The 22,789-nt window shown below is 55.9% G+C and carries 16 protein-coding genes; all 16 read left to right on the top strand.

What is annotated here, in order from left to right:
- The 16 genes from SCARR_RS03205 to SCARR_RS03130 all read left to right on the top strand — a co-directional run bounded on the left by SCARR_RS03205 (window position 1) and on the right by SCARR_RS03130 (window position 22,758).
- Window positions 1-1,491 (top strand): sulfatase family protein, encoded by a 1,491-nt coding sequence (locus tag SCARR_RS03205; RefSeq protein WP_136060074.1) that lies wholly within the window; start codon window positions 1-3, stop codon window positions 1,489-1,491.
- A gap of 22 nt (window positions 1,492-1,513) precedes the next feature.
- Window positions 1,514-3,817 (top strand): glycosyl hydrolase family 95 catalytic domain-containing protein, encoded by a 2,304-nt coding sequence (locus SCARR_RS03200; RefSeq protein WP_136060073.1) that lies wholly within the window; start codon window positions 1,514-1,516, stop codon window positions 3,815-3,817.
- Complete coding sequence (locus SCARR_RS03195; RefSeq protein WP_168432953.1) at window positions 3,817-4,689, top strand: sialate O-acetylesterase; 873 nt, start codon at window positions 3,817-3,819, stop codon at window positions 4,687-4,689. The genes SCARR_RS03200 and SCARR_RS03195 overlap by 1 nt, the downstream gene beginning before the upstream one ends.
- A 40-nt stretch (window positions 4,690-4,729) precedes the next feature.
- On the top strand, window positions 4,730-6,169 hold the full coding sequence (locus SCARR_RS03190; protein ID WP_168432951.1) for a sulfatase family protein: 1,440 nt from the start codon (window positions 4,730-4,732) through the stop codon (window positions 6,167-6,169).
- Window positions 6,170-6,183: 14 nt separating this feature from the next.
- On the top strand, window positions 6,184-7,017 hold the full coding sequence (locus SCARR_RS03185) for an alpha/beta hydrolase family protein (protein WP_136060070.1): 834 nt from the start codon (window positions 6,184-6,186) through the stop codon (window positions 7,015-7,017).
- Window positions 7,018-7,021: 4 nt separating this feature from the next.
- Window positions 7,022-8,578: a sialate O-acetylesterase gene (locus SCARR_RS03180; RefSeq protein WP_136060069.1), complete on the top strand. Its 1,557-nt coding sequence runs from the start codon at window positions 7,022-7,024 to the stop codon at window positions 8,576-8,578.
- Window positions 8,579-8,598: 20 nt separating this feature from the next.
- Window positions 8,599-10,044 (top strand): arylsulfatase, encoded by a 1,446-nt coding sequence (locus SCARR_RS03175; RefSeq protein ID WP_222846161.1) that lies wholly within the window; start codon window positions 8,599-8,601, stop codon window positions 10,042-10,044.
- An 11-nt stretch (window positions 10,045-10,055) separates the two neighbouring features.
- On the top strand, window positions 10,056-11,876 hold the full coding sequence (locus SCARR_RS03170; protein ID WP_168432949.1) for an alpha-L-fucosidase: 1,821 nt from the start codon (window positions 10,056-10,058) through the stop codon (window positions 11,874-11,876).
- 3 nt (window positions 11,877-11,879) lie between these two features.
- Window positions 11,880-13,229, top strand: coding sequence for a sulfatase-like hydrolase/transferase (locus tag SCARR_RS03165; RefSeq protein ID WP_136060066.1), 1,350 nt, complete (start codon window positions 11,880-11,882; stop codon window positions 13,227-13,229).
- Window positions 13,226-14,056: an alpha/beta hydrolase gene (locus tag SCARR_RS03160; protein ID WP_136060065.1), complete on the top strand. Its 831-nt coding sequence runs from the start codon at window positions 13,226-13,228 to the stop codon at window positions 14,054-14,056. The genes SCARR_RS03165 and SCARR_RS03160 overlap by 4 nt, the downstream gene beginning before the upstream one ends.
- Complete coding sequence (locus SCARR_RS03155) at window positions 14,056-15,573, top strand: sulfatase family protein (protein WP_136060064.1); 1,518 nt, start codon at window positions 14,056-14,058, stop codon at window positions 15,571-15,573. The genes SCARR_RS03160 and SCARR_RS03155 overlap by 1 nt, the downstream gene beginning before the upstream one ends.
- A gap of 36 nt (window positions 15,574-15,609) precedes the next feature.
- Complete coding sequence (locus tag SCARR_RS03150; protein WP_136060063.1) at window positions 15,610-15,762, top strand: PDZ domain-containing protein; 153 nt, start codon at window positions 15,610-15,612, stop codon at window positions 15,760-15,762.
- A gap of 64 nt (window positions 15,763-15,826) precedes the next feature.
- A complete protein-coding gene (locus SCARR_RS03145) occupies window positions 15,827-17,350 on the top strand; it encodes a sulfatase family protein (protein ID WP_136060062.1) in 1,524 nt (507 codons plus the stop codon).
- A 41-nt stretch (window positions 17,351-17,391) separates the two neighbouring features.
- Window positions 17,392-19,803, top strand: coding sequence for a glycoside hydrolase family 36 protein (locus SCARR_RS03140; RefSeq protein ID WP_168432948.1), 2,412 nt, complete (start codon window positions 17,392-17,394; stop codon window positions 19,801-19,803).
- A gap of 13 nt (window positions 19,804-19,816) precedes the next feature.
- Window positions 19,817-21,247, top strand: a complete 1,431-nt coding sequence (locus SCARR_RS03135) for a sulfatase family protein (protein WP_136060060.1) — start codon at window positions 19,817-19,819, stop codon at window positions 21,245-21,247.
- A gap of 14 nt (window positions 21,248-21,261) precedes the next feature.
- A complete protein-coding gene (locus SCARR_RS03130) occupies window positions 21,262-22,758 on the top strand; it encodes a sulfatase-like hydrolase/transferase (RefSeq protein WP_168432946.1) in 1,497 nt (498 codons plus the stop codon).
- Window positions 22,759-22,789: the final 31 nt, after the last annotated feature.

Genomic DNA, 22,789 nt, shown 5'->3' with positions numbered 1-22,789 from the left:
ATGTTTAAACGAATTTTTAAAACCGCTGTTGTTTTATCCTTCGGCCTTTCGGTGTTTGCCGGATCGCAGAAGCCGCCGAATGTTATCGTCATCCTCGCGGATGATATGGGGCGCGACTCGGTCTCGGCCTTCAATGCATCGCTGGGCTTTGAAACCCCGCGTATCGATGCACTGGCTAAGCAAGGCCTTGTTTTTTCCGACGGGCATTCCGGTTCGGCGGTCTGCACCCCGACGCGCTATGGGCTGCTCACCGGGCGCTACAGCTGGCGCTCGAGGCTGAAGAGAGGCATCGTTCCTAAATGGGATGCCCCGTTGATCGAGGACGGGCGTATGACGATGGCTTCGATGCTAAAAGCCAAAGGGTACCATACGGCCTGCATCGGCAAGTGGCACCTCGGTTTAAACTGGCCGTTCTCTTCGACGGACAAGGTGCCGGTGGGCAATGCCAAGGCGTTGGCGAAACTGGCCGCGGCGGGCATCGATTGGACTGCTCCTGTGCCGGGGCCGCGCCTGGCGGGTTTTGATTATTATTTCGGCGATGACGTCATAAACTGGCCGCCCTTTGTCTACATTGAAAACGAAAAGGTGCTTGGCACGCCGGATGCAAAATTTAGAACACCCGGCGGAGAGTGGGCGGAAAATAAAGTGCTCCCGACCATTACGTCAAAAGCGGTTGAATATATTGAAAAACAGGCTGCTTCGAAGAAGCCGTTCTTTCTCTATTTCCCGATGACTGCGCCACACGCGCCCATTGCGCCGGCGGTTGATTTTGCGGGGAAAAGCGGCCTGACCAAGTACGTTGATTTTGTGATCGAAACCGATCGCCGGGTGGGGCAGATCCTCGATGCGGTGGATCGCGCTGGAATCGCGGCCAATACCTTGATTGTTTTTACGGCCGACAACGGAACCTCGCTGAAACATTCCAATGCTGATGATGTGGAAGCCAAAGGCATTGACTTCGAAGTGAATGTTCGTGGCGGGAAGTCGGATATTTGGGAAGGGGGGCATAAGGTTCCATTCATCGTCCGCTGGCCGGGCAAAATCAAAGGTGGAGCAATCAACACGACTCCGATTTGTACAACGGATATTATGGCGACGGTTGCCGAGCTGGTCGGTGTTGAACTGCCGGACGATGCGGCGGAAGACAGCGTGAGTTTCCGGCCGGCTTTGCAGGGAGAGCCGCTTGAGCGCGGTCCGATTATTAATCATTCGATTCAGGGGCGGTTTGCCATTCGCGACGGAAAATGGAAGTTGGCCTTTTGTCCCGGTTCCGGCGGATGGAGTCTCAGAGATGAACTGGCGCTTAAGAAAGGGTTGCCGGAGCTGCAGCTGTACAACCTTGCCGCCGATCCGCTGGAGCAGAACAATCTGATTGCATCGCATCCAGAACAAGCGGCGCAACTCACGGACGAACTTCGGGAAATAATCAACAACGGCCGCAGCACCCCTGGAAAGCCGCAACGGAATACCGGTGAGACTTGGGTGCCTTAAACGTAAAGAAGGACAAGGAAACATGAAAAGAGAATGGTTTATATTAGGGCTCACAATGCTGCTTGCCGGCTCGGCTTTCGCCGTGGACGGGGCCTATTTATCCGACTTTGATCTGCTCTGGGATCGTACGCCGAAAGCGTTTGAAGAGAGCGCCTTTCTTGGGAACGGCGAGCTGGGCACCTGCATCTGGTCGGCCCGTGATGAGACCCTGCATTTTGATATTGGCGACACGCGGGTCTATTCCGAAAAAAGCCGCGCCCCCATCGGCAAGTTTATTCTCAAAGCCAAGGGGGAAACGACTGACTTTTCAATGCGCTTGAGTCTGCATAAGGCGCTGGTGGCGGGAACCATTGCGACCACAAAGGGCACCGTTGGTTTTCAGTCGCTGGCCTCCGTGAAGCATGATGTGGTGCTGGTGGAGTTCACCGTGTCGGGCGATGAAAAAATCGACATCAAGCATTTTGCATTGCCGGGCGCTCCCGCCGACGGGCTCTATGCGATCCGTAAAGAAAAGGGCATTAAACTGGATAATGTAAACGATTTTTCAGATCCCCAAACCTATCAGGCGATCATGGGCATGGAGCTGGTTAAAAAACTGGCACCGGAAAAAAGGGGCGATGTCGGAGGAATCAAAACCCGGTTTGTTCCGCTCAAAGGCGGGCAGGCGTATGTGCTGAGCTGGAAGTTTGGTAAGGTCGCCCGAAACCGCTATCTGTTGGCCTGGACGACGGACTACAGTCAGGACGCAAAGACGCTTTCCAAAACGGCCGGGATTCAAACCATTCAGGAGGCATTTCGCGCCGGTTCCGAATCGATCAAAAAAGACCACCAGGCCTATTGGGCGGACTATTTTTCCAAGCTTTTTATCTCGATTCCTGACAAGCAGATCGAAGCCAACTATTGGGTTCAGATGTATAAGTATGGTTCGGCCACCCGTCCGGGCGCGCTGCCGATCGACCTGATGGGGCCCTGGTTTCGGGCAACGCCTTGGCCGCGGATCTGGGCCAATCTGAACGTGCAGCTTTCCTACCTGCCGATGGCGACGGCCAATCAGCCGGGCATTGCCTCCACGCTGGCGGACTGGATTGATGAGAGCACCGATATCTTCATTCAGGCCGCGGATAAAGAGTTCCAGCACGATTCCGCAACCTGCGGGCGCGGAACCAGCCCCTACGGGCCGACCGGCTTCTGGGGGGAATACGGCAACTTCCTCTGGACCCTCTACGACTACTGGCATTTCCTGCGTGTCTATCCGGATGACCAGCGCGCCGTGGAAAAGTTTTATCCGATTCTGAAACGCGCGAATAATTTCCTGATCCACGCGCTCACCAAAGGCGATGATGGTTGCCTGCATATGCCCAAAGATATTTCCCCAGAATGGAAAGTGGAGGGCGAAGACACCACCTATGATCTTGAACTGCTGCGCTGGGGGCTGGAGACCGCACTCTACATCGACGGGCATTTTAAGCTGAACGATCCGGATGCCGTCCGGTATCAGAAAACCCTGAAGGAGCTGGTTTCCAAGCATATTTGTGAAGGGGTAATCATGCTGGGAAAAGACCTCCCTTTGACCGGCCCGCACCGTCACTATTCGCATCTGGTGGGGCTCTATCCGCTGCGCCGGATCGACATCGATTCGGCAGAAGAGCGCGAGCTCTATTTGAACACGGTTGATCACTGGCTGGGATTTAAGTTGAGCAAACCGCTGACACGGCACGACTGGAGCTACAAAGGCTACACGCGCACCGGCGCAACCTCGATGTATGCCATGCTCGATGAACCTGAAAAGGCACTCGGTCAGCTTCGGCAATATTTTGATCTCTACCTTTATCCGAATACCTTCTATCTGGAAACCGGCCCCGTGATTGAAACGCCGCTTTCTTCCGCTGCGGCCACGCAGGAACTGTTAATTCAGAGCTGGGGGATAAATAACTACGCGATAAACCTGGTGCGTCTGTTCCCCGGCGTTTCGAAGAATTGGCCTGAAGCCGGTTTCGACGGGCTCCGCGCAGAGGGCGGCTATACCGTCAGTGCGCGTCATCAACAGGGGCAGACTACTGCCTTCCGGATCACGGCGGATCGGACGGATACGTTGCAGTTGCGGTTTAAAAGAAATGCCCCGGCTGAAGTCAAAACGACGCAAGGCAGTCCATTGACCACCACGATGAATAATGGGTGGCAGACGGTTAGCGTTGAGCTGAAGAAGGGTGAAAGCCTCGTCTTCGGAGCCGACAACGATTTTAAAACGCCGGTAGTAGATGCAAAGACGACTCAGCGTAATTACCATTTTGGACTGAATGATCAATGTGTGGTTGGAGAGGACTAATGATGAAGAGTTTGATTGTAGGGATTTGTTGTTTGGCAATGCTGTCGCCGGCCGTGTCGGTCGCAGCGGGAAAGACCAAGGTGATTCTATTTGCCGGGCAGTCCAACTGCCGGGGCAAGGGTGATTTCAGCAAACTGACGAAGGACGAGCTGAAGCTTCTTGAAAAAGCCGGAAAGCAGGTGACCTTTGCCTTGTTTGAAAACGGTGAAAAAACCATCGCGCCGCTTCATCCGTTCAAAGCCTCCGCAAACGATACCAAAAAATATGGTCCGGAATGGTTCTTCGGCCCCGAGCTGTTTATGGGCATGGAATTCAGTCAGCAATGGCCGGATGAAAAGTTTTTGTTCATTAAGCATGCCGTAGGCGGCTCGTCGCTGCATGGCGCCTGGAACATTGATTGGTCGGCCGATATCGTAAAGGGCACGCCGGATGAAAAGCGCCCGAGGCTTTACTATACCTGGAGTTCCTACGTACAGGAGGTGCTGGCGACGCTGGATCCGGATTCATATGAGATTGTCGGCATGATCTGGGTGCAGGGCGAGTCGGACAACCCTGGGCTGAAGAGCGGCCCCAAAGAGGCCTATTCGTTCAACTATAAGGACAATCTGGTTAAGCTTATTCGAAAGGCGCGCGAAGATGTGCAGGCGCCGGACATGCCCTTTTTCTGTCTCCAAATCGGAAGCCTTCCGATGAAAGAAGCCACGCAAGAAGCCGGGAACGCCTTTGTGTTGCGACATGACGGAAAAAAGGGGGAAGGGAAATATATTTATCCCATGTATCCGCAGAGCCACTACAACTATGAAGGAATGAAGAAAATCGGATCAAACTTTGCAGAGTTGTATATCGAAGAGCGCGGCAGCCTGATTGAGTGAGATACGTGTTTTACTTGGAGAGAAGATAGGAGAAATGAATATGAAACTGTTTACGATGATAAGTTTAAGTTTGTTGTGCGCTGGGACGCTGTCTGCAGAGACCCGTCCGAATATTATCTGGATCGAGGCCGACGACCTGATGCCGCGCTTTATGAACAAGCTGGGCGATGGCTTTGGCCTGACGCCCAACCTGGACCGGCTGGCGACGGTCGGAACGTATTTCCCGAATGCCATGTGCCAAGGGCCGATGTGCGGGCCTTCGCGCAACGGGCTGCTGGCCAACCTCTACTCGCATAATCTCGGATTCTATCGTAACGGGCACTTGAGAAATATGCCGAAAGGCACCTGGACTTTTCCGCCCGTACTTCAGAAGGCGGGCTATCAGACGGCCTACATCGGCAAGTCTCATGTCAAAGCTTCGGCGGATAACCCCAAGGCCTCCAAGGATGACGCGCTTCATGGCTACGGGTTTGACTATGTTCAATGCACCGGCGAACGCTATGCCATGTGGAAAGCACTGAGTCAGGACAAGCCCATCAGCGGACCTTTTGTCGAGCATTTGAAGCGGCGCGGGAAATATGAACAGTTTCTTCAGGATGCCGACGGCTACGGCAAGAAGAGTACGATGGAGGAAGACATCGACTACCTCGACGGCTTTACGGCACAGGTCGCCATCCATTGGTTGACCAAGGAACGCGATTCCAAAAAGCCGTTCTTTATGTGGTTTAACTTTTGCCTGCCGCATGGCCCGTACGATGTGCCGCAACGCTGGTACGACAAGGTGGCCGATCTGAAAATTCCCCCGCCGAAAACCGACCGGTTCGGGCATGACATTCCCGAGCCGCTGCTGGTGGACAACCGTCCGATCAAGAATGCGGAGGGTGTTGCCAAGGATCGTTTGGGCGAGGCGGCTTCGGTGGCTTTTATGGATGCGCGAATCGGTGAGCTGCTGGATGCCTTGGAAACCGCGGGGCAGCTCGAAAATACGGTCGTTGTTTTCTTTTCCGATCACTCCATTTTCCTTGGAAACCATGGGCGCCTGCACAAAGGCACCCTGTTTGAAGAGTCGTTGAGCACCTCAATGATTGTTTGTTTTCCAAAGCGGTTTGCGGGGGATAAAATTAATGTTCACCCGATGGAACTTATGGATTTGGTGCCTACCACGTTTGAGCTGGCCGGAATCAAGAGTCCCAATGAAATCGCGAAGAACGGATTGAGTATCGTACCGCTGCTCGAAGGCAAAAAAACCAACGGACGGACCTATGCCTTTTCCGAAATTCTCGGTGCTCAGTCCGCCTGCGACGGGCGCTACCGCTATATCATCAGCGAAGGCGTTGAAATTTTGTATGATCACGAAACCGATCCGTGGGAGATGGAAAACGTGGCCAGTAAATATCCGGAGATCACAGCAAAAATGGGGAAGGCCGTGGCTGACTGGATGGAAAACACAGGGCCGGTTTATCCGCCCAAAACCTTTTAGGCAGGAACAGGACAATGAAGAAAAAAATCTACAGTTTGGTGGTGCTCGGAGCGCTGCTAACCGCAGGAACCCTGCAATGTTTCGCTTCGGGGTTCGAAGGGGAGTCGAGCCGGTGGAAAACATTTGAAAAGATTAGCTTTCAAGTGGATGGCCGTGCGGGCCATGTGGTGTTGCCGGAAACTCCGGCCGAGGGCAATCCCTGGGTGTGGCGCGCGCGCTTCCCCAACTGGCATACGGAAGTGGATCTCCTGTTGCTGGAAAAGGGATACTCAATCGGCTACATCGATGTGACGAAGCTTTTTGGTTCGCCAACCGCAGTGGCGCATTGGGACGCCTTCTATGCCTTCATGGTTTCCAAGGGCATGTCGGAAAAGGCCGTGCTCGAGGGCGTCAGCCGGGGCGGACTGATCTGCTTTAACTGGGCAAAGAAAAATCCGGAGAAAGTTGCCTGCATGTATCTGGAAGCGCCGGTCTGCGACATCAAAAGCTGGCCTGGCGGAAAGGGAACCGGAAAGGGCGCTGCCAATGAGTGGGGGCAGGCCCAACAGATTTACGGTTTCGACGAAGCGGGATTAATGGAATGGAACGATAACCCGATTGATAATCTGGGCGCATTGGCCGCTGCCAAGATCCCAATCTACGCGGCGATCAACCTCAAGGACATCATTGTTCCGCCCGAAGAAAATTCACTGGAGCTCATGCGCCGCTATATCGCGCTGGGTGGCCCGTTCACGGTGTATCCCATGACCCTTGGCGAGCAAAAAGCCGACGGACATCATTTCACTATTGAACGGCCGGATCGAATCGTCGATTTCATCGTCACTCACACCACCTCAACCAAACCGTAATCCTATGAAACTCCAAATCATTTTCCTGCTTCTTTTTTGTTCAGCCTCTGCTTTCGCGAAGGTTCAGTTGGCTTCCGTATTTTCCGACCATATGGTGCTGCAGCGCGGCAAACCGGTCCCGGTCTGGGGGACAGCCGATCCCGGCGAAAAAGTCTCAGTTGCCTTTGCCGGACAAAAGAAAACCGCTGCCGCGAATCCCGCTGGAAAGTGGCGGCTGCAACTCGATCCTTTGAGATTGTCGAAACACCCGCAGAATTTGTCGGTATCGTCTCAAGTTTCAGATTTCAAGTTTCAAGTTTCCGACATCTTGGTCGGCGATGTTTGGATTTGTTCCGGGCAGTCGAATATGAAATTCGCGCTCGGAAACACGCTCGGGGCTGAGGAAATCATACCGTCGGCTGACATTGCTAATCTCCGCCTTTTGCAGGTTCCTAAAAAGATCGAACTACAGCCCTCAAACGAATTCAACGCATCGTGGGCGGCGAGTTCGCCGGAAACGGCATCAAAATTCACGGCGGTTGGCTTTCTGTTCGGACGACGCGTCCAGAAGGAAGCGGATATTCCGATCGGGCTGATCATGTGCGCCGAGGGCAGCACCAGCGTTGAGTGTTGGGTCTCCAACAAAACACTGGAATCGGATCTGTTCGCCCCCGCGGTCAGGAAATGGCGCGAAGTAGAAGCCAGTTGGGATGACCCGGCGGTGCGTGCCAAGCATCTGCATAAAAGCCTTAAAGCTGATGCACGAGTCAAACCCTCCGATGCGCGCACCTATCCGGCGGGATGCTACAACGGCATGCTGCACCCGCTTTTCCCGTTTGCGATCAAGGGCGTGGTCTGGTATCAGGGCGAAGCCAACCGGCTGCGCGCCCACCAATACCGTTCGCTCTTTCCAGCGATGCTCGCCGAATGGCGCGACCGGTTTGAGCAGGATGATTTTAAGTTCTATGCCATCCAGCTTCCAGAGATTGGAAAGCCCAGCGTAAAGCCCGGCGGCAGCCCGTATGCCGAGCTGCGCGAAGCCCAGCAGTTGGCCGCCCAAAACGATCCGCTGGTGGAACTCGCGGTTGTCATCGACAGTGATCAGGGGGGCAGCATCCATCCCAAGAACAAGCAGCTGCCCGGCGAACGTCTGGCGGCCATTGCGCTGGCGAAAGACTATGGCCAGGACATTGAGTTTAGCGGCCCGGTTTTCCAGCGGTTGGAAATCAAAAGCAAAGCCGTGCGGTTGTTCTTCGGTCATGCCGACGGACTCGTCTGCGGGAAACGCGTTGCCCCGACAAGCCTTGAGATTGAGCCGACCGACGACGCGCCCGCCAACTTTACCGTGGCTGGCGACGACCAGGTTTTCCATGAAGCGCAGGCCATAATAAAAGGCGACAGCATTATCGTTCGGAGCGATGCGGTTTCGAAGCCGGTTGCGGTGCGCTATGCCTGGGCCGACAATCCGGCCGGGTGCAATCTGTATAACCGCGCGAGCTTTCCCGTACGGCCTTTCCGCACCGACGACTGGCCGTGCGTAACTAAAGGGAACGTTGAGGGGAAAGTCCTCGTGATCCGATGACGCCAATGGAAGGAAATACCATGTTCAGACCCATTCAATTCACTGTCGTTTTGGCATTGCTTCTATGCGCTGTTGCGGTCGATGCAAAGCAGCCCAACATTATTTATATCAATACGGATGACTGGGGGATCGGCAAAGTTCCGTGCTACAAGATGGACGATGCCAGCATGAAGATCATCAAAACGCCGTGCCTCGACCAGTTGCGGGCGGGCGGCATGTTGTTTAACCGGGCGTATGCAGGGAACGCCGTGTGCGGGCCGTCGCGATGCAGCCTGCTCACCGGCAAGCACCCCGGCCACGCCGCGTGGCGGGCCAACACCTCCACGGATATTCCAACGCCGGACTGGCCGCCAAAGTTTCCAATGCTTGGCGAGGTTGCGCGACAGGCGGGCTACGCCACGGCCGCATTCGGCAAGCTCAGTCCGGGCGGGAGATCTTTGCCGGAGCTGATCACGGCAACGGGTTGGGATTATTGGTTGGGCTATCTGGGCCATGTGGATTGCCGCAGCTTCTACAACGACCATATCTGGGAAAACGGCGTTCGCAAACCGATCCCGGAAAACAGCCCGGAGCTGCTGGCGGAGCATCTGCCGGTTCTGGGAGACAAAGGCGTCTTCATTGAAGATCTCTATGCCGACAAAGCCATCGAGTTCATGGGTCAAAATCAGGACCGCCCCTTCTTTATCTACTACGCCAGCGTTGTCCCGCACGGCGACGCGAAGACGGTTCCCTTCTACGGGCTGTGGACGCCGAGCCTCGAAGGATACGACCAGCTCGAACTTACCCAAAGGGAGCAGCTTTACGCGGCGCTCATGACCCGCCACGACCGCAACGTCGGGCGCATCGTCGAGGCGGTGCGCAAACTGGGGCTGGCGGAGAACACCCTCATCATGTGGACGTCGGACAATGGCGACGAGAGCAGCTACTACGGGCGCACCGACACGTTTGACGGGAACGGTCCGTTCCGCATGTTTAAGCGCTACCTCTACGAAGGCGGCATCCGGGTTCCGCTCATCGCCTACTGGCCCGGCACCATCGAGCCGGGGTCGACCACCGACCAGTGGACCACACAATACGATCTCATGCCCACACTCGCCGATGCCGGCGGGAAAAGCACCACCTCGGAAATGGATGGAATTTCGATTTTTCCAACCCTTGGGAACCAGCCGGAAAAACAGAAAAAACGCGAATACCTCTATTGGGAATTCTATGAAAAGATGCCCCAGCAGGCCGTGCACCTCGGAAAGTGGAAAGGCTACCGCGCCCACGGTCTCGACGGGGAACTGGAACTGTACGACCTCTCAACCGACATCGGCGAAGAAAACGATGTCGCCCAGCAGCACCCCGAAATCGTCGAACGCATCAAAGAGATCATGACGGACGAGCATGAGCCCCATCCACGATGGAAGCTCCCTGGAATCGACATGCCAAGCAGCGAAGCTCCCCCGTCAAAGAAAAGAAAATAGGAGTTCAACTTATGCACCGGTCATTTCAGAATCATCAAAAAGTGAAGCGAGCATTCATCGCTTCCCTCTTTATTGTTTCCGCAGCAACTGCCGCGCACGTTTCCACGCCGCACACGGATGGGATCGAGCCCTATTACCCGCCCGACGCATTCGCGAACTATCTGAAAACGGTGCCGGATCCCGATGTCCTGTTCGCCGGCGAAGGCGACATGGATTGGTGGACCGATGCGCGCTTCGCGTCATTCATCTGCTGGGGGCCGAGCTCGATGCTCGAGTGTTCGCTGGGATGGGGGCGCAAGGGACCGCGGCCGGGCCATCCCTCCGACGGCACCGTCACCCGAGGTGTGCCGCAGGAAATCTACGACGATCAGTACAAGCATTTTGCCGCGCCGGACTTCGATGCGGACGAGTGGGTCAAGCTGGTACGCGATTCGGGCGCAAAATATTTGGTCTGGCTGACCAAGCACCACGACGGCTTCTGCATGTTCGACACCAAGCTGACCGACTACAACATCATGAACACCCCGTTCGGGCGCGATGCCACCAAGGAGATTGTCGATGCCTGCCATAAATACGGGATCAAGGTCGCGCTCTACTATTCGCAGCCCGATTGGTACAACCCGATCTATGCCACGGGCGACAAGGGAAAATATTGCGAGGAATACCTGTTCCCGCAGATCCGCGAACTGTTGACGAACTATGGAAAGATCGATGTCATGTGGTTCGACGGCCTGGGGCTTCATCCCGACACGTGGAAAGCGCCCGCGCTGCTGAAGATGATCCGCTCGCTGCAGCCCGGCATCATCGTCAACCACCGCTTCGGTCCGCGGGATTGGCACGTGGGCGACTTTGACGGGCCGGAACGTTCCATCGGCCGATTCCAGAGCAACCGTCCGTGGGAAACCTGCTCCGTCATCGGCGGCGGCTGGGCCTGGATGGGCGATGCTCCGGCGATGCCGTTGCCGCAGGCCATCAGCCTGCTGGTCCGGTGCGCGGGCGGAGACGGCAACCTTGCGCTGGGTTTTGGCCCCAATGGCGACGGTCTGGTGCTGCCCGACCACAAGAAGCGTTTGCTCGAAATGGGCGAGTGGCTCAAGCAGTACGGCGAAACCATCTATGGCACGCAGGGCGGCCCCTACATGCCCGGCCCGTGGGGCGCGGCGACCTGCAAGGGCGACACGGTCTATCTGCATGTTTTGGCCAATTGGTCGGGAACGCTTACGTTGCCGTCTTTGCCAGCCAAGGTGCTGGAGGCCAACGTGCTCGCAAACGGCAACGTCAAAGTAGTGCAAAACAGAGGCCAGCTGCGGATTGAGCTGCAGCCTGACGCGGTGAGCGAGATCGACACCGTCATCGCGCTGAAGCTCGATCGGCCGGCCTCGGAAATCGCTCCGATCAAAACCGTCGATCTTCCGCTCACCATCGGTGCGACGGCGACCGCGTCTTCGGAAAGGAGCGAGAACCACTCGGCCCGTTCGTTCGTGGCCTCCGACCTGAAGGAGTTTTCGGAAGGCATTATGGTCAAGAGCGCCTGGAGTCCCGCGCGCGATGATAAGGCCCCGTGGATTCAGGTCACCCTCGCTAAACCGGAATCGGTCGATCAGATTCAGATTCGCGAAGGCAAGTTTGGCAGCCCCAGCCGGGTGGAGCAGTTTGTGATCGAGGCGAAGGTTTCCAAGGATTGGAAAACCATTCACGAAGGCACCTCGCTGGGCGGCGACTTTGGCTTGGTGCTTCCGGAGCCCGTGACGAGCGATACGTTCCGAATTCGGTTTGTCCGCTGGAAGGGCGCGATCAACGTTAATTCATTGGAATTGTTCAAAGGAGAATAAGCGATGCGCAGGATTGGACTTTTAAGGATTGCAGTTTTGGCCCTGGCCGGTGTTTTGGCGGTTCACGCCGATGCGGATCGGCCCAACTTTATTTTCATCATGGCGGATGACATGGGGTATTCGGGGCTTTCCTGCTATGACAATGCCAGCGGCATAAAAACGCCGCATCTCGACCGCATGGCGGCGAACGGCGTGAAGTTTACGGATTTTCATTCCAACGGGGCGGTGTGCAGCCCGACGCGGGCCGCGCTGTTGTCAGGGCGCTATCAGCAACGCACCGGAATAACCAGTGTGGTGAAAGCCAAAGAATGCCGGAATCAGGGACTGGCGCTCGAAGAATTCACGATTGCGGAAATGCTCAAGTCGGGCGGCTACCGTACGGCCTTGTTTGGAAAATGGCACGTGGGGTATTCCACCAAGTTTAATCCGGTCAAGCAGGGGTTCGACGAGTTCATTGGATTTGTCAGCGGCAACGTCGACTATCAATCGCATCTCGATCTCGCCCAGCAGGAAGACTGGTGGAAGCAGGATCAGCTGACTCCGGAAGAGGGATACCAGACCACGTTGATCGGCAGCCACGCCCTCGATTTCATGGAGCGCAACCAGAAGAATCCGTTCTTCCTCTATGTGGCCTTCGGTGCACCGCACTCTCCATTCCAAGGGCCCGGCGATCCGGCGGTACGCGGGGCGGGTTCCGTGAAGCAAAGCGAGATCGACATGGAATGCGCCTACCGGGAAATGATTGAATCGATGGATGCCGAAGTGGGGCGCATCTGCACAAAACTGGAAGAGCTGGGTTTGGTAAAAAACACGTTCATCTTTTTCTGTTCGGACAACGGCCCGGCGAAAGAGTGGTCGAAGTCTGCCGACCTGAAAGGGGGCAAGGGATCCATGAGCGAAGGCGGGCACCGCGTGCCGGGCATTGCGTTCTGGCCGGGAACCATCCCGCCGGCCGTCACGGGCGAAACCGCCATGATTCTTGATTTTTACACCACCTATGCGGCGCTGTCCGGCACTCCGGTTCCTGAACAGGTCCAGCTCGACGGGGTCGATCTTTCCCCGCTGCTGTTTAACGGGGAAAAACTGCCGGTGCGCACGCTCTATTGGTCGAAGCCGGGTGCTGGCGCGGCTCGGCGGGGTCCGTGGAAATATTTTCCGCAACAAAAGGGGGCTTTATATAATCTGGATACCGACCTAGCTGAAACCACCGATGTGTCTGCGCAGCATCCGGAAATTGTCCAACAGTTGAAAGCGGAATATGTGCGGTGGGATGCCGAGGTGAACGCCAATCCGACCGGCCCGGCAATCGACCCGGACATTTCTGCAACGCCGCCCAAAGGAAAATCAAAATGAAGAAGACGCTGCTGATTGCTTTGGCGCTCATGCCGGCACTTGCGTTGTCGGCCGCGAAGGAGCCGGACACTATGCCTGTGTATAAGACCGCGGGCGATGCGGAGCTGAAACTGCATGTATTCACCCCCGAGGGAGCGTCGCAGGAGCCGCGCGCCTGCGTGGTTTTCTTTTTTGGCGGTGGCTGGGTCGGGGGGCGTCCGGGGCAGTTTTACAGCTATTGCACCTATCTGAAATCTAAGGGCATCGTAGCGATTTCCGCTGAATACCGGGTGAAAAAGACGCATAAAACAACGCCGTTTGATTGTGTGGAGGATGGCAAGTCCGCGATCCGCTGGGTGCGCGAACACGCGAAAGAGCTGGGGATTGATCCGGAGCGCATAATTGCGTCGGGCGGTTCTGCCGGTGGTCATGTGGCGGCCTGTACCGGCATGATTCAAGGGCTGGATGACCCCTCCGAAAATCTGAAGATTAGCTCCGTGCCGAATGCGATGGTTCTCTTTAATCCGGTGGCGGATACGACCGAGCTTGGCTATGGATTGGAGAAGGTCGGTGAAGCGCGTAAGACAGAGATTTCGCCCTGCCATCAGGTGCGGGCGGGGCAACCGCCGACCTTGGTTTTTCACGGCATGGCCGACACCACTGTTCCCTTTGAGAATGTGGAACGGATGACCCGTCTGATGAAGGCAGCCGGGAATGACTGCACGCTGAAAGGTTATGAGGGTCGCAATCACGGATTTTTCTGCCGGGGAGAGTTTAAGAAAGAGGATGTTCCGAAGATTCAGGCCGAGATGCTCGACTGGATGAAAAGCAGGAATTTTGTGAAATAATGAAAACTGTTTTAAAACTGATGTGGGTGAGTGCATTGCTGGCGACCGGGGTTTTGGCGAAGGAACCGCTCCCGAACATTGTTTGTATTTTAGCCGATGATATGGGTGTGGGAGACATTGCCGCGCTGAATCCGGCAGCGAAAGTGAAGACGCCGAACTTGGACGGCCTAGTGGCGTCTGGGATGAAATTCAGTGATATGCACTCGTCGGCGTCGATCTGCACGCCGACGCGCTACAGCCTGCTGACCGGCCGGTATTGCTGGCGCAGTGAGCTGAAGGGCAATGTGCTCTACGGCTATTCCCGCGCGCTGATTGCGCCGGGCCGCGATACGGCGGCGGCGCTGCTGAAACGAAACGGCTATCAAACCGCGATGATCGGCAAGTGGCACCTTGGCCTGAACTGGATGCTCAAAGACGGTTCCCGCGTAACGGAGCTGAAGGCGCCGGAGGGGATCGAGGCGCAGATCGATTTTTCGAAGCCGTTCACCGGCGGACCGTGCGATCTCGGGTTCGATTCGTGGTTCGGAATCAATGCTTCGCTGAATCTGCCGCCGTATGTCTGGATGGAAAATGATCGGGTGGTCGAGGTGCCGACGGAACGGCACGTTTCCAATGGTTTGAAAACGCCGGAAGAGAAGCAGGTGCGGATGGAGAGCGGTCTGCAGGCCTCCGGGTTTGATCCGTCCACGGTTTTGAAAACGTTGACGGAGCGGGCGGTGGAGCATATCGATGCGGCGGATGCGGAATCGCCGTTTTTTTTGTATCTACCGCTCACGGCACCGCATACGCCGGTGGTGCCGCGCGATGAGTTCAGGGGAACCAGCGACTGCGGGATCTATGGCGATTTTGTGCAGGAGATCGACTGGAGCGTCGGGCAGGTTCTCGACGCGCTGGAGGCGCGGGGAATTGCGGAGAATACGCTGGTGATTTTTACCGCGGACAACGGGGCGTCGAAGCCGGCCTTTCCGCTGAAGTTTGAACAGGTTTTTGATCACCATCCGAGCGGGATCTATCGGGGGCGCAAGGCGAGTTTGTACGAAGGGGGCCATCGGGTGCCGTTTTTGGTGCGTTGGCCGGAAGTGGTGGAGGCGGGCAGCCGCTGCGATGTGCTCTGTGAATTGACCGACTTTTATGCCACCTGTGCGGAACTGGTCCGCGCGCCGGCGGCACCGCAGGTCGGTGAAGACAGTTTCAGCATGTTGCCGCTGTTTTTCCAAACCTTGGAAAAATACAAGCGAACTCAGGCCGTGCATCACGATTTCGGGGGACGCTTTGCATTCCGTGACGGTCGCTGGAAATTGATTCCGTCGAAAAACAGAAGCAAGGCGGCTTTGTATGATTTAGAGGCTGATGTGTCCGAAACCGCGAACCAGTATGCATCGAATCCGGAAGTGGTGGAGCGGCTAGAAGCTCGCTTGACGGCGGTGGTGGCGAACGGACGGAGCACGCCGGGACCGAAACAGGAAAACGATGGACCGGCCTGGTGGTCGCAGCTGGTCTGGATGGAACAAAAATAGAGGATGGATAATCCAAGATGACGAGTCGGGTTTTAGGTGGATGATGTTCTGTTGAAGGTTAACGGGAGTGCCGTCAGCGGCGTGGGGCAGATGAAAACGCTGCTGGAAAAAGCGAAGCGCGGAACCTCGCTGAAAATGAAAGTGATGCGCAATCAGGAAGTACAGGAATTCACCTGCGAGATCCCTTGAGTAATCCGCGGGTGGAGTACAGTTTTTTATTAGTCGAATGAATGGTTACCGGTAAAGGAATGAAATGATGAAATCCATATGGAAATTAATGTTACTGAGTGCGTTGACCGCAACCGGCGTATTCGCCAAGCAACCGCTGCCGAATATTGTCTATATTCTGGCGGACGACATGGGCGTCGGAGATGTGGCGGCGTTGAACCCCGGCGCGAAAGTGAAGACCCCCAACATTGACGGGCTGGTGGCCGGCGGGATGCAGTTTAGCGATGCGCATTCGGCATCGGCCGTGTGCACCCCCACGCGCTACAGCCTGATGACCGGCCGCTATAGCTGGCGGTCTGAAAAGAAAGAACGGGTATTGCATGGCTACTCGCGTTCACTGATCAAGCCGGATCGCGATACGGTGGCGTCGCTCTTGAAACGCAACGGCTATGCTACGGCGATGATCGGTAAGTGGCATTTGGGTCTGAACTGGATGTTGAAGGATGGTACACGAGTTAGCGAGCTTGACAGTAATTCGAGCGATATTGAGCCGTTGGTTGATTTCACGAAGCCGTTCACGGGCGGACCGTGCGATTTCGGTTTTGATTCGTGGTATGGCATCAATGCTTCGCTCGACTTTCCGCCCTATACCTGGCTGGTGAATGACCGGGCCTCGGTGCTGCCCACGGAGCAGAATCCTTTCAAACACGACAAAACGCCTGCGGGCAAGCAACGCATGATGCGCGGGGGCCTGATGGCGCCGGGCTTCGATCCCTCCCTTCTGTTGAAACAACTGACTGAACGGGCCGTGGACTACATCGGCAACGTGGATTCCGCGAAGCCGTTCTATTTCTATATGGCGCTCAATGCACCGCATACGCCGGTGATGCCCCGCGAAGAATTCCTGGGCAAAAGCGGATGCGGAATCTATGGCGATTTTATCCAGGAGATTGATTGGACGGTAGGGCAGGTGGTCGCCGCGCTGAAAAAAAAGGGGCTGCTTAAAAACACGCTGGTAATCTTTACGGCCGACAACGGCGCATCCCGGATTTCGTTTCCGGTGGAGTTTGAAGAGCAGTACGGCCATCATTCCAGCGCGATCTATAAGGGACGCAAGGGCAGCTTGAACGAAGGCGGGCATCGCGTGCCGTTCGTCGCGCAGTGGCCGGCGGTTATTCCGGCCGGAAGCCGCTCGGATGTGATGTGTGGCCTGACCGACCTCTATGCCACCTGCGCAGATTTGGTGGGAGAAAAAGTGGCGCCTAATGCGGGGGAAGACAGCTACAGCATGCTGCCGCTGTTTTTCCAAACCCCGGGAAAGTATAAACGCACCAATGCGGTACATCATGACTTTGGAGGTCGTTTTGCCTTCCGCGACGGGAAGTGGAAATTGATTCCGAACAAGAGCCCGAAAAAGGCCGCTCTTTACGATCTGGAGGCCGACGTGTCCGAAACCACCAACTTGCACGGAAAATATCCTGAGGTGGTGGAACAGCTTGAGAAAAGTCTGACCGAAGTCGTGAGCAACGGACGCAGCACCCCCGGCCCAAAACAGCAAAACGATGCCCCCGAATGGTGGCCCCAGCTGATTTGGATGGACGAGAAATAATAAGGGATGCGTAAATTTAGATATAGATGAAAAGGAGCAGGATGATGAAGAGTATATTAATGATAGGTGTTTTAGTTTCAGCGGCATGGGCCCATGCCGCGGTTCATACCTTGAAGAACGACCAACTGACGGTTCGCTACGATACGAAAACGTCAAGCTATTCGGTGCAATCGGTTCAAAACCCGAAGCTCGGACTGAAAGGCGGGCAGTTTGCCGAAACCGGCGGCACCGTGGAAAAGGGCGCTGCAACGCATCCGGATTGGGGGCAGGGCTCCGCCTTGGTCATCACGCACCAGTCGGGCAGTTCGGATCGAATTGTGCTCTATCCTGCATTGTCCTTTGCGGTGATCCAGCACATTCAGAAGAACGCCTCGACTCAGGTAGAAACCTTTCAGAAGATCCCAACGGGTGGATTCGCGGTTGAGATTAACGGGAAGCGTGCCGACGAGCTGGCCGTGCGGTCGTCCGGTGCGCTGTCGAAGCCTTCTTCGACAGAAATTGGAAGCTATGTTTTTGCCGCCGTGGCCGATCCGGCAACCCGCAACGGAATGGTATGCGGATGGCTGACCCACGACCGCGGCGACGGCATTGTCTTTGTAGCGACCGAGCAGGATCGGGTGCAGGTACGCTCGCAGATCGACTATGGAGCGCTCCGGATTGCGACGGGCGGCGAGGAGCAACTCGAAAGCTTCATGGTTGGTTTGTTCGACGATGCGCGTGTCGGGCTTGAACAGCTGGCCGGACGCATTGCCGAGCAGTATGACATCGAGTTGAAAGACAAGCCTTCGCTCTATTGCACGTGGTACAACACCTTCCGCGCCACCAATGAAAAAAACCTGTTCAAGACGGTCGACCTTATTCAGGAAAAGCAGCTGCCCGGCTACGGCTTGAGCGTGGTGCAGATCGACGATGGCTGGCAGGCGGGCATCGAAAAGGGCGGCCCGGCGCGCGATTTTTACCATGTGAACGAAAGCTATGCCTCCGGCATGAAGGCTACGGCGGATAAGATCAAGAGTGCGGACATGGTTGCCGGCATCTGGTTCAAGCCCTTCTCCGGAACCGCAAGCGATCCGTGGTTCGCCGACAAGCAAGAGCTGTTTGCTACGATGGATGGACAGCCTTACAACGCAAGATGGGGAGGCGACTGCCTCGATATGACCAACCCCAAGGCCCAGGACTATATGAGCGAGCTGGCGCGATTAATTTCGAAGGACTGGGGCTATAAATATTTCAAGCTCGACGGCATGTGGTGCGGCACCGCCACCCAGCAGAAATACATTAATACGTTCTATGTGGACGATAAGATCGGTGAGTCGAAGTTGTTTAATCCGGACATGACTCATATTGAAGCCTTTCGCACCGGCCTGAAAAAGCTGCGCAAGGCGGCCGGGGATGAGGTCTTTATTCTTGGGTGCAACACCTGCCAAAACATGCGCTCGCTGGGGGGTAGTTTCGGGCTGGTCAATGCCATGCGCATTGGTCCCGACAACCGCGCCAGCTATCCGGCCACGCTGAAAGGGCCGCTGTTTGGCGGACGCTTCTACTTCCTGCATAATCGCGTTTGGCACAACGACCCCGATCCGGCCTACGTCCGCGAAAGCCTGCCGCTCAATGATGCCCGCTCGCTTTGCTCGTGGGTCGCGCTGACCGGAACGCTGACTGCAAATAGCGTGGATTACAGCAAGCTTCCCGCGGAACGCCTCGATTTGCTGCGCCGCACGATTCCGTCGCACTCGTTGAACGCCAGGCCGGTGGACTTCTTCGATTATGACAGTCCGACGGTCTGGATGCTCGAAGATCCGAAGAGCGATCGAAAACTCGTTGGCCTGTTCAACTGGGGCAAGAGCGAAAGCGATGTGCTCAAAGAGATTCAGCGTGCCAAGGACGATGATATTGAAATCCAAGGCAAGTCGAAGAAGAAGGGCAAAAAGAAACCGAAGAAAAAGGGGGATGAATGGGCCATGACCGCTCCGATCGATCCCGCCTTCAGCCAAAACCTCGACTGGGTTGGTTTGGATGAATCAAAGCAATATGTCGGGTTTGAATATTGGAGCAACTCATTCATTGATCCATTTTCCAAGACGCTTGAGCGAACAGTCCCCTCACGCACCTGCCAAGTGATCAGCCTTGTTGAGGTGAAAGACGAGCCGCAGGTGATCGGCACGTCGCGCCATATTACACAAGGAGTGATGGATTTGTTGAGCACCGAGTGGAGCGCTGGTGAGAAGAGTCTGTCTGGGCGAAGTCTGGTTGTGGGCAGCGATCCCTACGAAATTCGCGTGGCGGCTCGGAAGAGCGGCGGGGCATGGACATGCACCAAGGCGGTTGTGTCGAAGAAAGACCGGAGGGCCGGGGTCAAAATCAAGATGGTGGAACAAGACGGCTGGAAGCTGCGTGTTCAGATTGACGCCCCGGAAAACCGTGAAGTTCAGTGGAAGCTCTTGTTTAAATAATTGAGGAGACTGTATGACCCGTTTTATTGCCCTGATGATCTGTTTTGCAACCGGGGTTGCAACCGCTGAGTCAGACCGCCCGAACATTCTATTTGCCTTTGCGGATGACTGGGGGCGGCATGCCGGCGCGTATGGAACCGACTGGCTGAAAACCCCGACGTTTGACCGGGTGGCGGAAAAGGGGATTCTTTTCGATCAGGCTTATACGGCCGTGGCGAAGTGCGCGCCGTGTCGCGCGTCGGTTTTGACGGGGCGCTATCCGTGGCAGAACGAGGAGGTGGGCAACCACCTCGCCTACTGGCCGAAGGATAAATTCCAGACCTATATCGAGACGCTGGTGAAGAACGGATACTATGCGGCGCGGGTCGGCAAGGGCTGGTCGCCGGGGCAGTTGCCGGAAGGGCGCAAGCTGTGCGGCGAAATCTATACCGGCAGCTACGTCGAGGCCTTTGAAGCCTTTCTTGACGATGTTCCCGAGGGGAAGCCGTTCCATTTCTGGTTCTGCTCCAGTGATCCGCACCGGGGCTATAAAAAACAAAAGCACACCGCGAAACGGTTGGCTCAGATTGATTTGCCGTCTTATTGGGAGGATACGCCGGCTCTGCGTCAGGATGTGGCCGACTATGCATTCGAGGTGGAGCGGTTCGATTCCGATACCGGGAAAATGATCCAGCTGCTCGAAGAGCGGGGGCTGTTGGAAAACACCCTGATCATCATGTCGTCCGATCACGGCATGCCGTTCCCGCGCGCCAAAGGAGATACCTACATGGCCGGGAATCATGTGCCGCTCAGCATCATGTGGAAAGGGCAGCTTAAAAACCCGGGACGCACCTGCACGGCCTATGTGAACTTTGTGGATATTGCCCCGACCCTGCTGGAGCTCGCCGGGGTCGATCCAAAAACGACGGGCATGGACTCGCTTTCCGGCCGCAGCTGGACGGAGATTTTCCGCGGCGATGACCTGAAGGGGTCGATTCCGGAGCGGGCCTTTGCGCTGTATGGCCGCGAGCGCCACGATGTGAACATACGTCCCGACAACAGGGGGTATCCTTCCCGTGCCATCCGGAAAGGAAAATATCTCTATATCAACAATCTGGCTCCCGACCTGCCGCCTACCGCGCTGAAGGAATCCGGGGGCATCGCTCAGTTTAAAAAACTGGATGAAAATTCCAATGAGTGGAAGCTGCTCTATGGGAGCCGGCCCGCAGATGAATTCTACAATGTGGAAGAGGATCCGGAATGTGTGAATAATTTGGCCTCAAATCCTGAATATTCCCGTCTGATGAAGTCGATGCGCTCCACGCTGCACGACCAGCTGCGCGAACAAAATGATCCCCGGATGACGGGGGGCGAGGTCTTGTTTGACACCTACCCGGCCACCGTTCCGTGGAAGGAAATTCATCAAGCCCGGGTGCAATGGGAAAAAGAAAACTCAAAGAATTAAACAAGGAGATTCAAATGTACGTTCAAATGATATCAGGTCTGCTGCTCCTGTCGGCAACCATATCGATGGCGGCGACGCCGAAAAGTCTAGAGGGCTCGCGCCCGAATATTATTCTGGTGGTCACGGACGACAACAGCTTCGACACGGTCGGCCGATACGGCGGAGGCGCTGTTTCGCCCAATCTCGACAAGCTCTACGATGAAGGGTTGCGGCTGAACCGCTTTCATGTTTCGCCAACCTGTTCGCCCAGCCGGACGGCCATGTTCACGGGGCGGCACGAATTTTATGCCGGCGTAACGCACACGATTTTCGGCCGCGACCGTCTTAATCCTGAATGCCGCACCATCCCGGAGGTGCTGCGCGATGCCGGCTATAGAACCGGCATGTTCGGCAAATGGCATTTGGGCAACGAAAAGAAATATCGGCCGTACCAGCGCGGCTTTGATGAAGCGTGGCAGCACGGCGGCGGGGGCATCGGCCAGTCCTATGCAAACTGCAGCGACTTTCCGGCGAACACCTACCACAACCCGATGCTGCTGCATAACGAAGAGATCGTGCAGGAAGAGGGCTATTGCACCGATATCTTTTTTGATAAGGCGATGCAGTGGATCAAGAACGTCAAAGGCAGGAAGCCCTTCTTTGCATATATCACCACCAACACGTCGCACGGCCCCCATATTCCGCCGCTCGGCTACGACAAACGTTTTCCGGGGGCCGATGCCTACACGCTGATGCAGGCCAACATCGACGATAACATGGGCCGACTGGTGGCCTTCCTTGAAAAGCAAAATTTGCGGGAAAACACCCTCCTGATTTTCCACACGGACAATGGCCGGGGCGGGCAGGAAGTCCACGGCATTAAACTGAAAGCCGGCAAGGGCCGGGCGCGTGAAGGCGGCGTCTGGGTGCCGTGCATCGTGTCGTGGCCGGGAACCCTCGGCAACAACGAGGATCGCGGTCAGTTGTGCGGTCACATTGATTGGTACATGACGTTTTCTGACCTCGCCGGTGCCAAAGAGAAAGCGCCTGGAACCAAGGCATGGGACGGCCGCAGCCTGCTTCCGCTGTTTTACAACACAGCTCCGGCCGACTGGGACAACCGTCTGTTCCTCGCCCATCGCGCCCGCTGGAAAAACGGAAAACGCGAAGCGGCCAAATATGAGGAATGCTCCATCCAGAACGGGAGCTATAAGTTGTTCAACAATGAGATTCTGTTCGATATGCAGTCCGATCGTGGAGAAAACACAGACATCGCCGCCCAGCATCCGGAAGTGGTTTCCAACCTTCGGAAACAGTTTGACGCTTTCTGGGCCGATTCGGTTCCCTACATGATCAATGATGTGAACCCGCTCGAAAACGGCCTGCTCGAAGACGAGGAGTTTCATAAACTCTACAAGGTAAAATTTGGCGAGAAGGCCTATCAGGAACGGCTCGCCATGATGAAGGGATGGGGGAAAGGCGGGCAGACTGACGCCGATTTCGAGGCCTGGAAATCCGCGCAAAAAAACTAAACAAAATGCAACGGGAACATGAAGAGGTTCG

The sequence above is a fragment of the Pontiella sulfatireligans genome (assembly GCF_900890705.1).
Taxonomy (GTDB): domain Bacteria; phylum Verrucomicrobiota; class Kiritimatiellia; order Kiritimatiellales; family Pontiellaceae; genus Pontiella; species Pontiella sulfatireligans.
This window is presented reverse-complemented; position numbering and strand designations above follow the sequence as displayed.

Bases quoted from the DNA above. Each gene is read 5' to 3' on its own strand.
- SCARR_RS03205 (WP_136060074.1), top strand. From the start codon at position 1: ATGTTTAAACGAATTTTTAAAACCGCTGTTGTTTTATCCTTCGGCCTT.
- SCARR_RS03200 (WP_136060073.1), top strand. From the start codon at position 1,514: ATGAAAAGAGAATGGTTTATATTAGGGCTCACAATGCTGCTTGCCGGC.
- SCARR_RS03195 (WP_168432953.1), top strand. From the start codon at position 3,817: ATGATGAAGAGTTTGATTGTAGGGATTTGTTGTTTGGCAATGCTGTCG.
- SCARR_RS03190 (WP_168432951.1), top strand. From the start codon at position 4,730: ATGAAACTGTTTACGATGATAAGTTTAAGTTTGTTGTGCGCTGGGACG.
- SCARR_RS03185 (WP_136060070.1), top strand. From the start codon at position 6,184: ATGAAGAAAAAAATCTACAGTTTGGTGGTGCTCGGAGCGCTGCTAACC.
- SCARR_RS03180 (WP_136060069.1), top strand. From the start codon at position 7,022: ATGAAACTCCAAATCATTTTCCTGCTTCTTTTTTGTTCAGCCTCTGCT.
- SCARR_RS03175 (WP_222846161.1), top strand. From the start codon at position 8,599: ATGTTCAGACCCATTCAATTCACTGTCGTTTTGGCATTGCTTCTATGC.
- SCARR_RS03170 (WP_168432949.1), top strand. From the start codon at position 10,056: ATGCACCGGTCATTTCAGAATCATCAAAAAGTGAAGCGAGCATTCATC.
- SCARR_RS03165 (WP_136060066.1), top strand. From the start codon at position 11,880: ATGCGCAGGATTGGACTTTTAAGGATTGCAGTTTTGGCCCTGGCCGGT.
- SCARR_RS03160 (WP_136060065.1), top strand. From the start codon at position 13,226: ATGAAGAAGACGCTGCTGATTGCTTTGGCGCTCATGCCGGCACTTGCG.
- SCARR_RS03155 (WP_136060064.1), top strand. From the start codon at position 14,056: ATGAAAACTGTTTTAAAACTGATGTGGGTGAGTGCATTGCTGGCGACC.
- SCARR_RS03145 (WP_136060062.1), top strand. From the start codon at position 15,827: ATGATGAAATCCATATGGAAATTAATGTTACTGAGTGCGTTGACCGCA.
- SCARR_RS03140 (WP_168432948.1), top strand. From the start codon at position 17,392: ATGATGAAGAGTATATTAATGATAGGTGTTTTAGTTTCAGCGGCATGG.
- SCARR_RS03135 (WP_136060060.1), top strand. From the start codon at position 19,817: ATGACCCGTTTTATTGCCCTGATGATCTGTTTTGCAACCGGGGTTGCA.
- SCARR_RS03130 (WP_168432946.1), top strand. From the start codon at position 21,262: ATGTACGTTCAAATGATATCAGGTCTGCTGCTCCTGTCGGCAACCATA.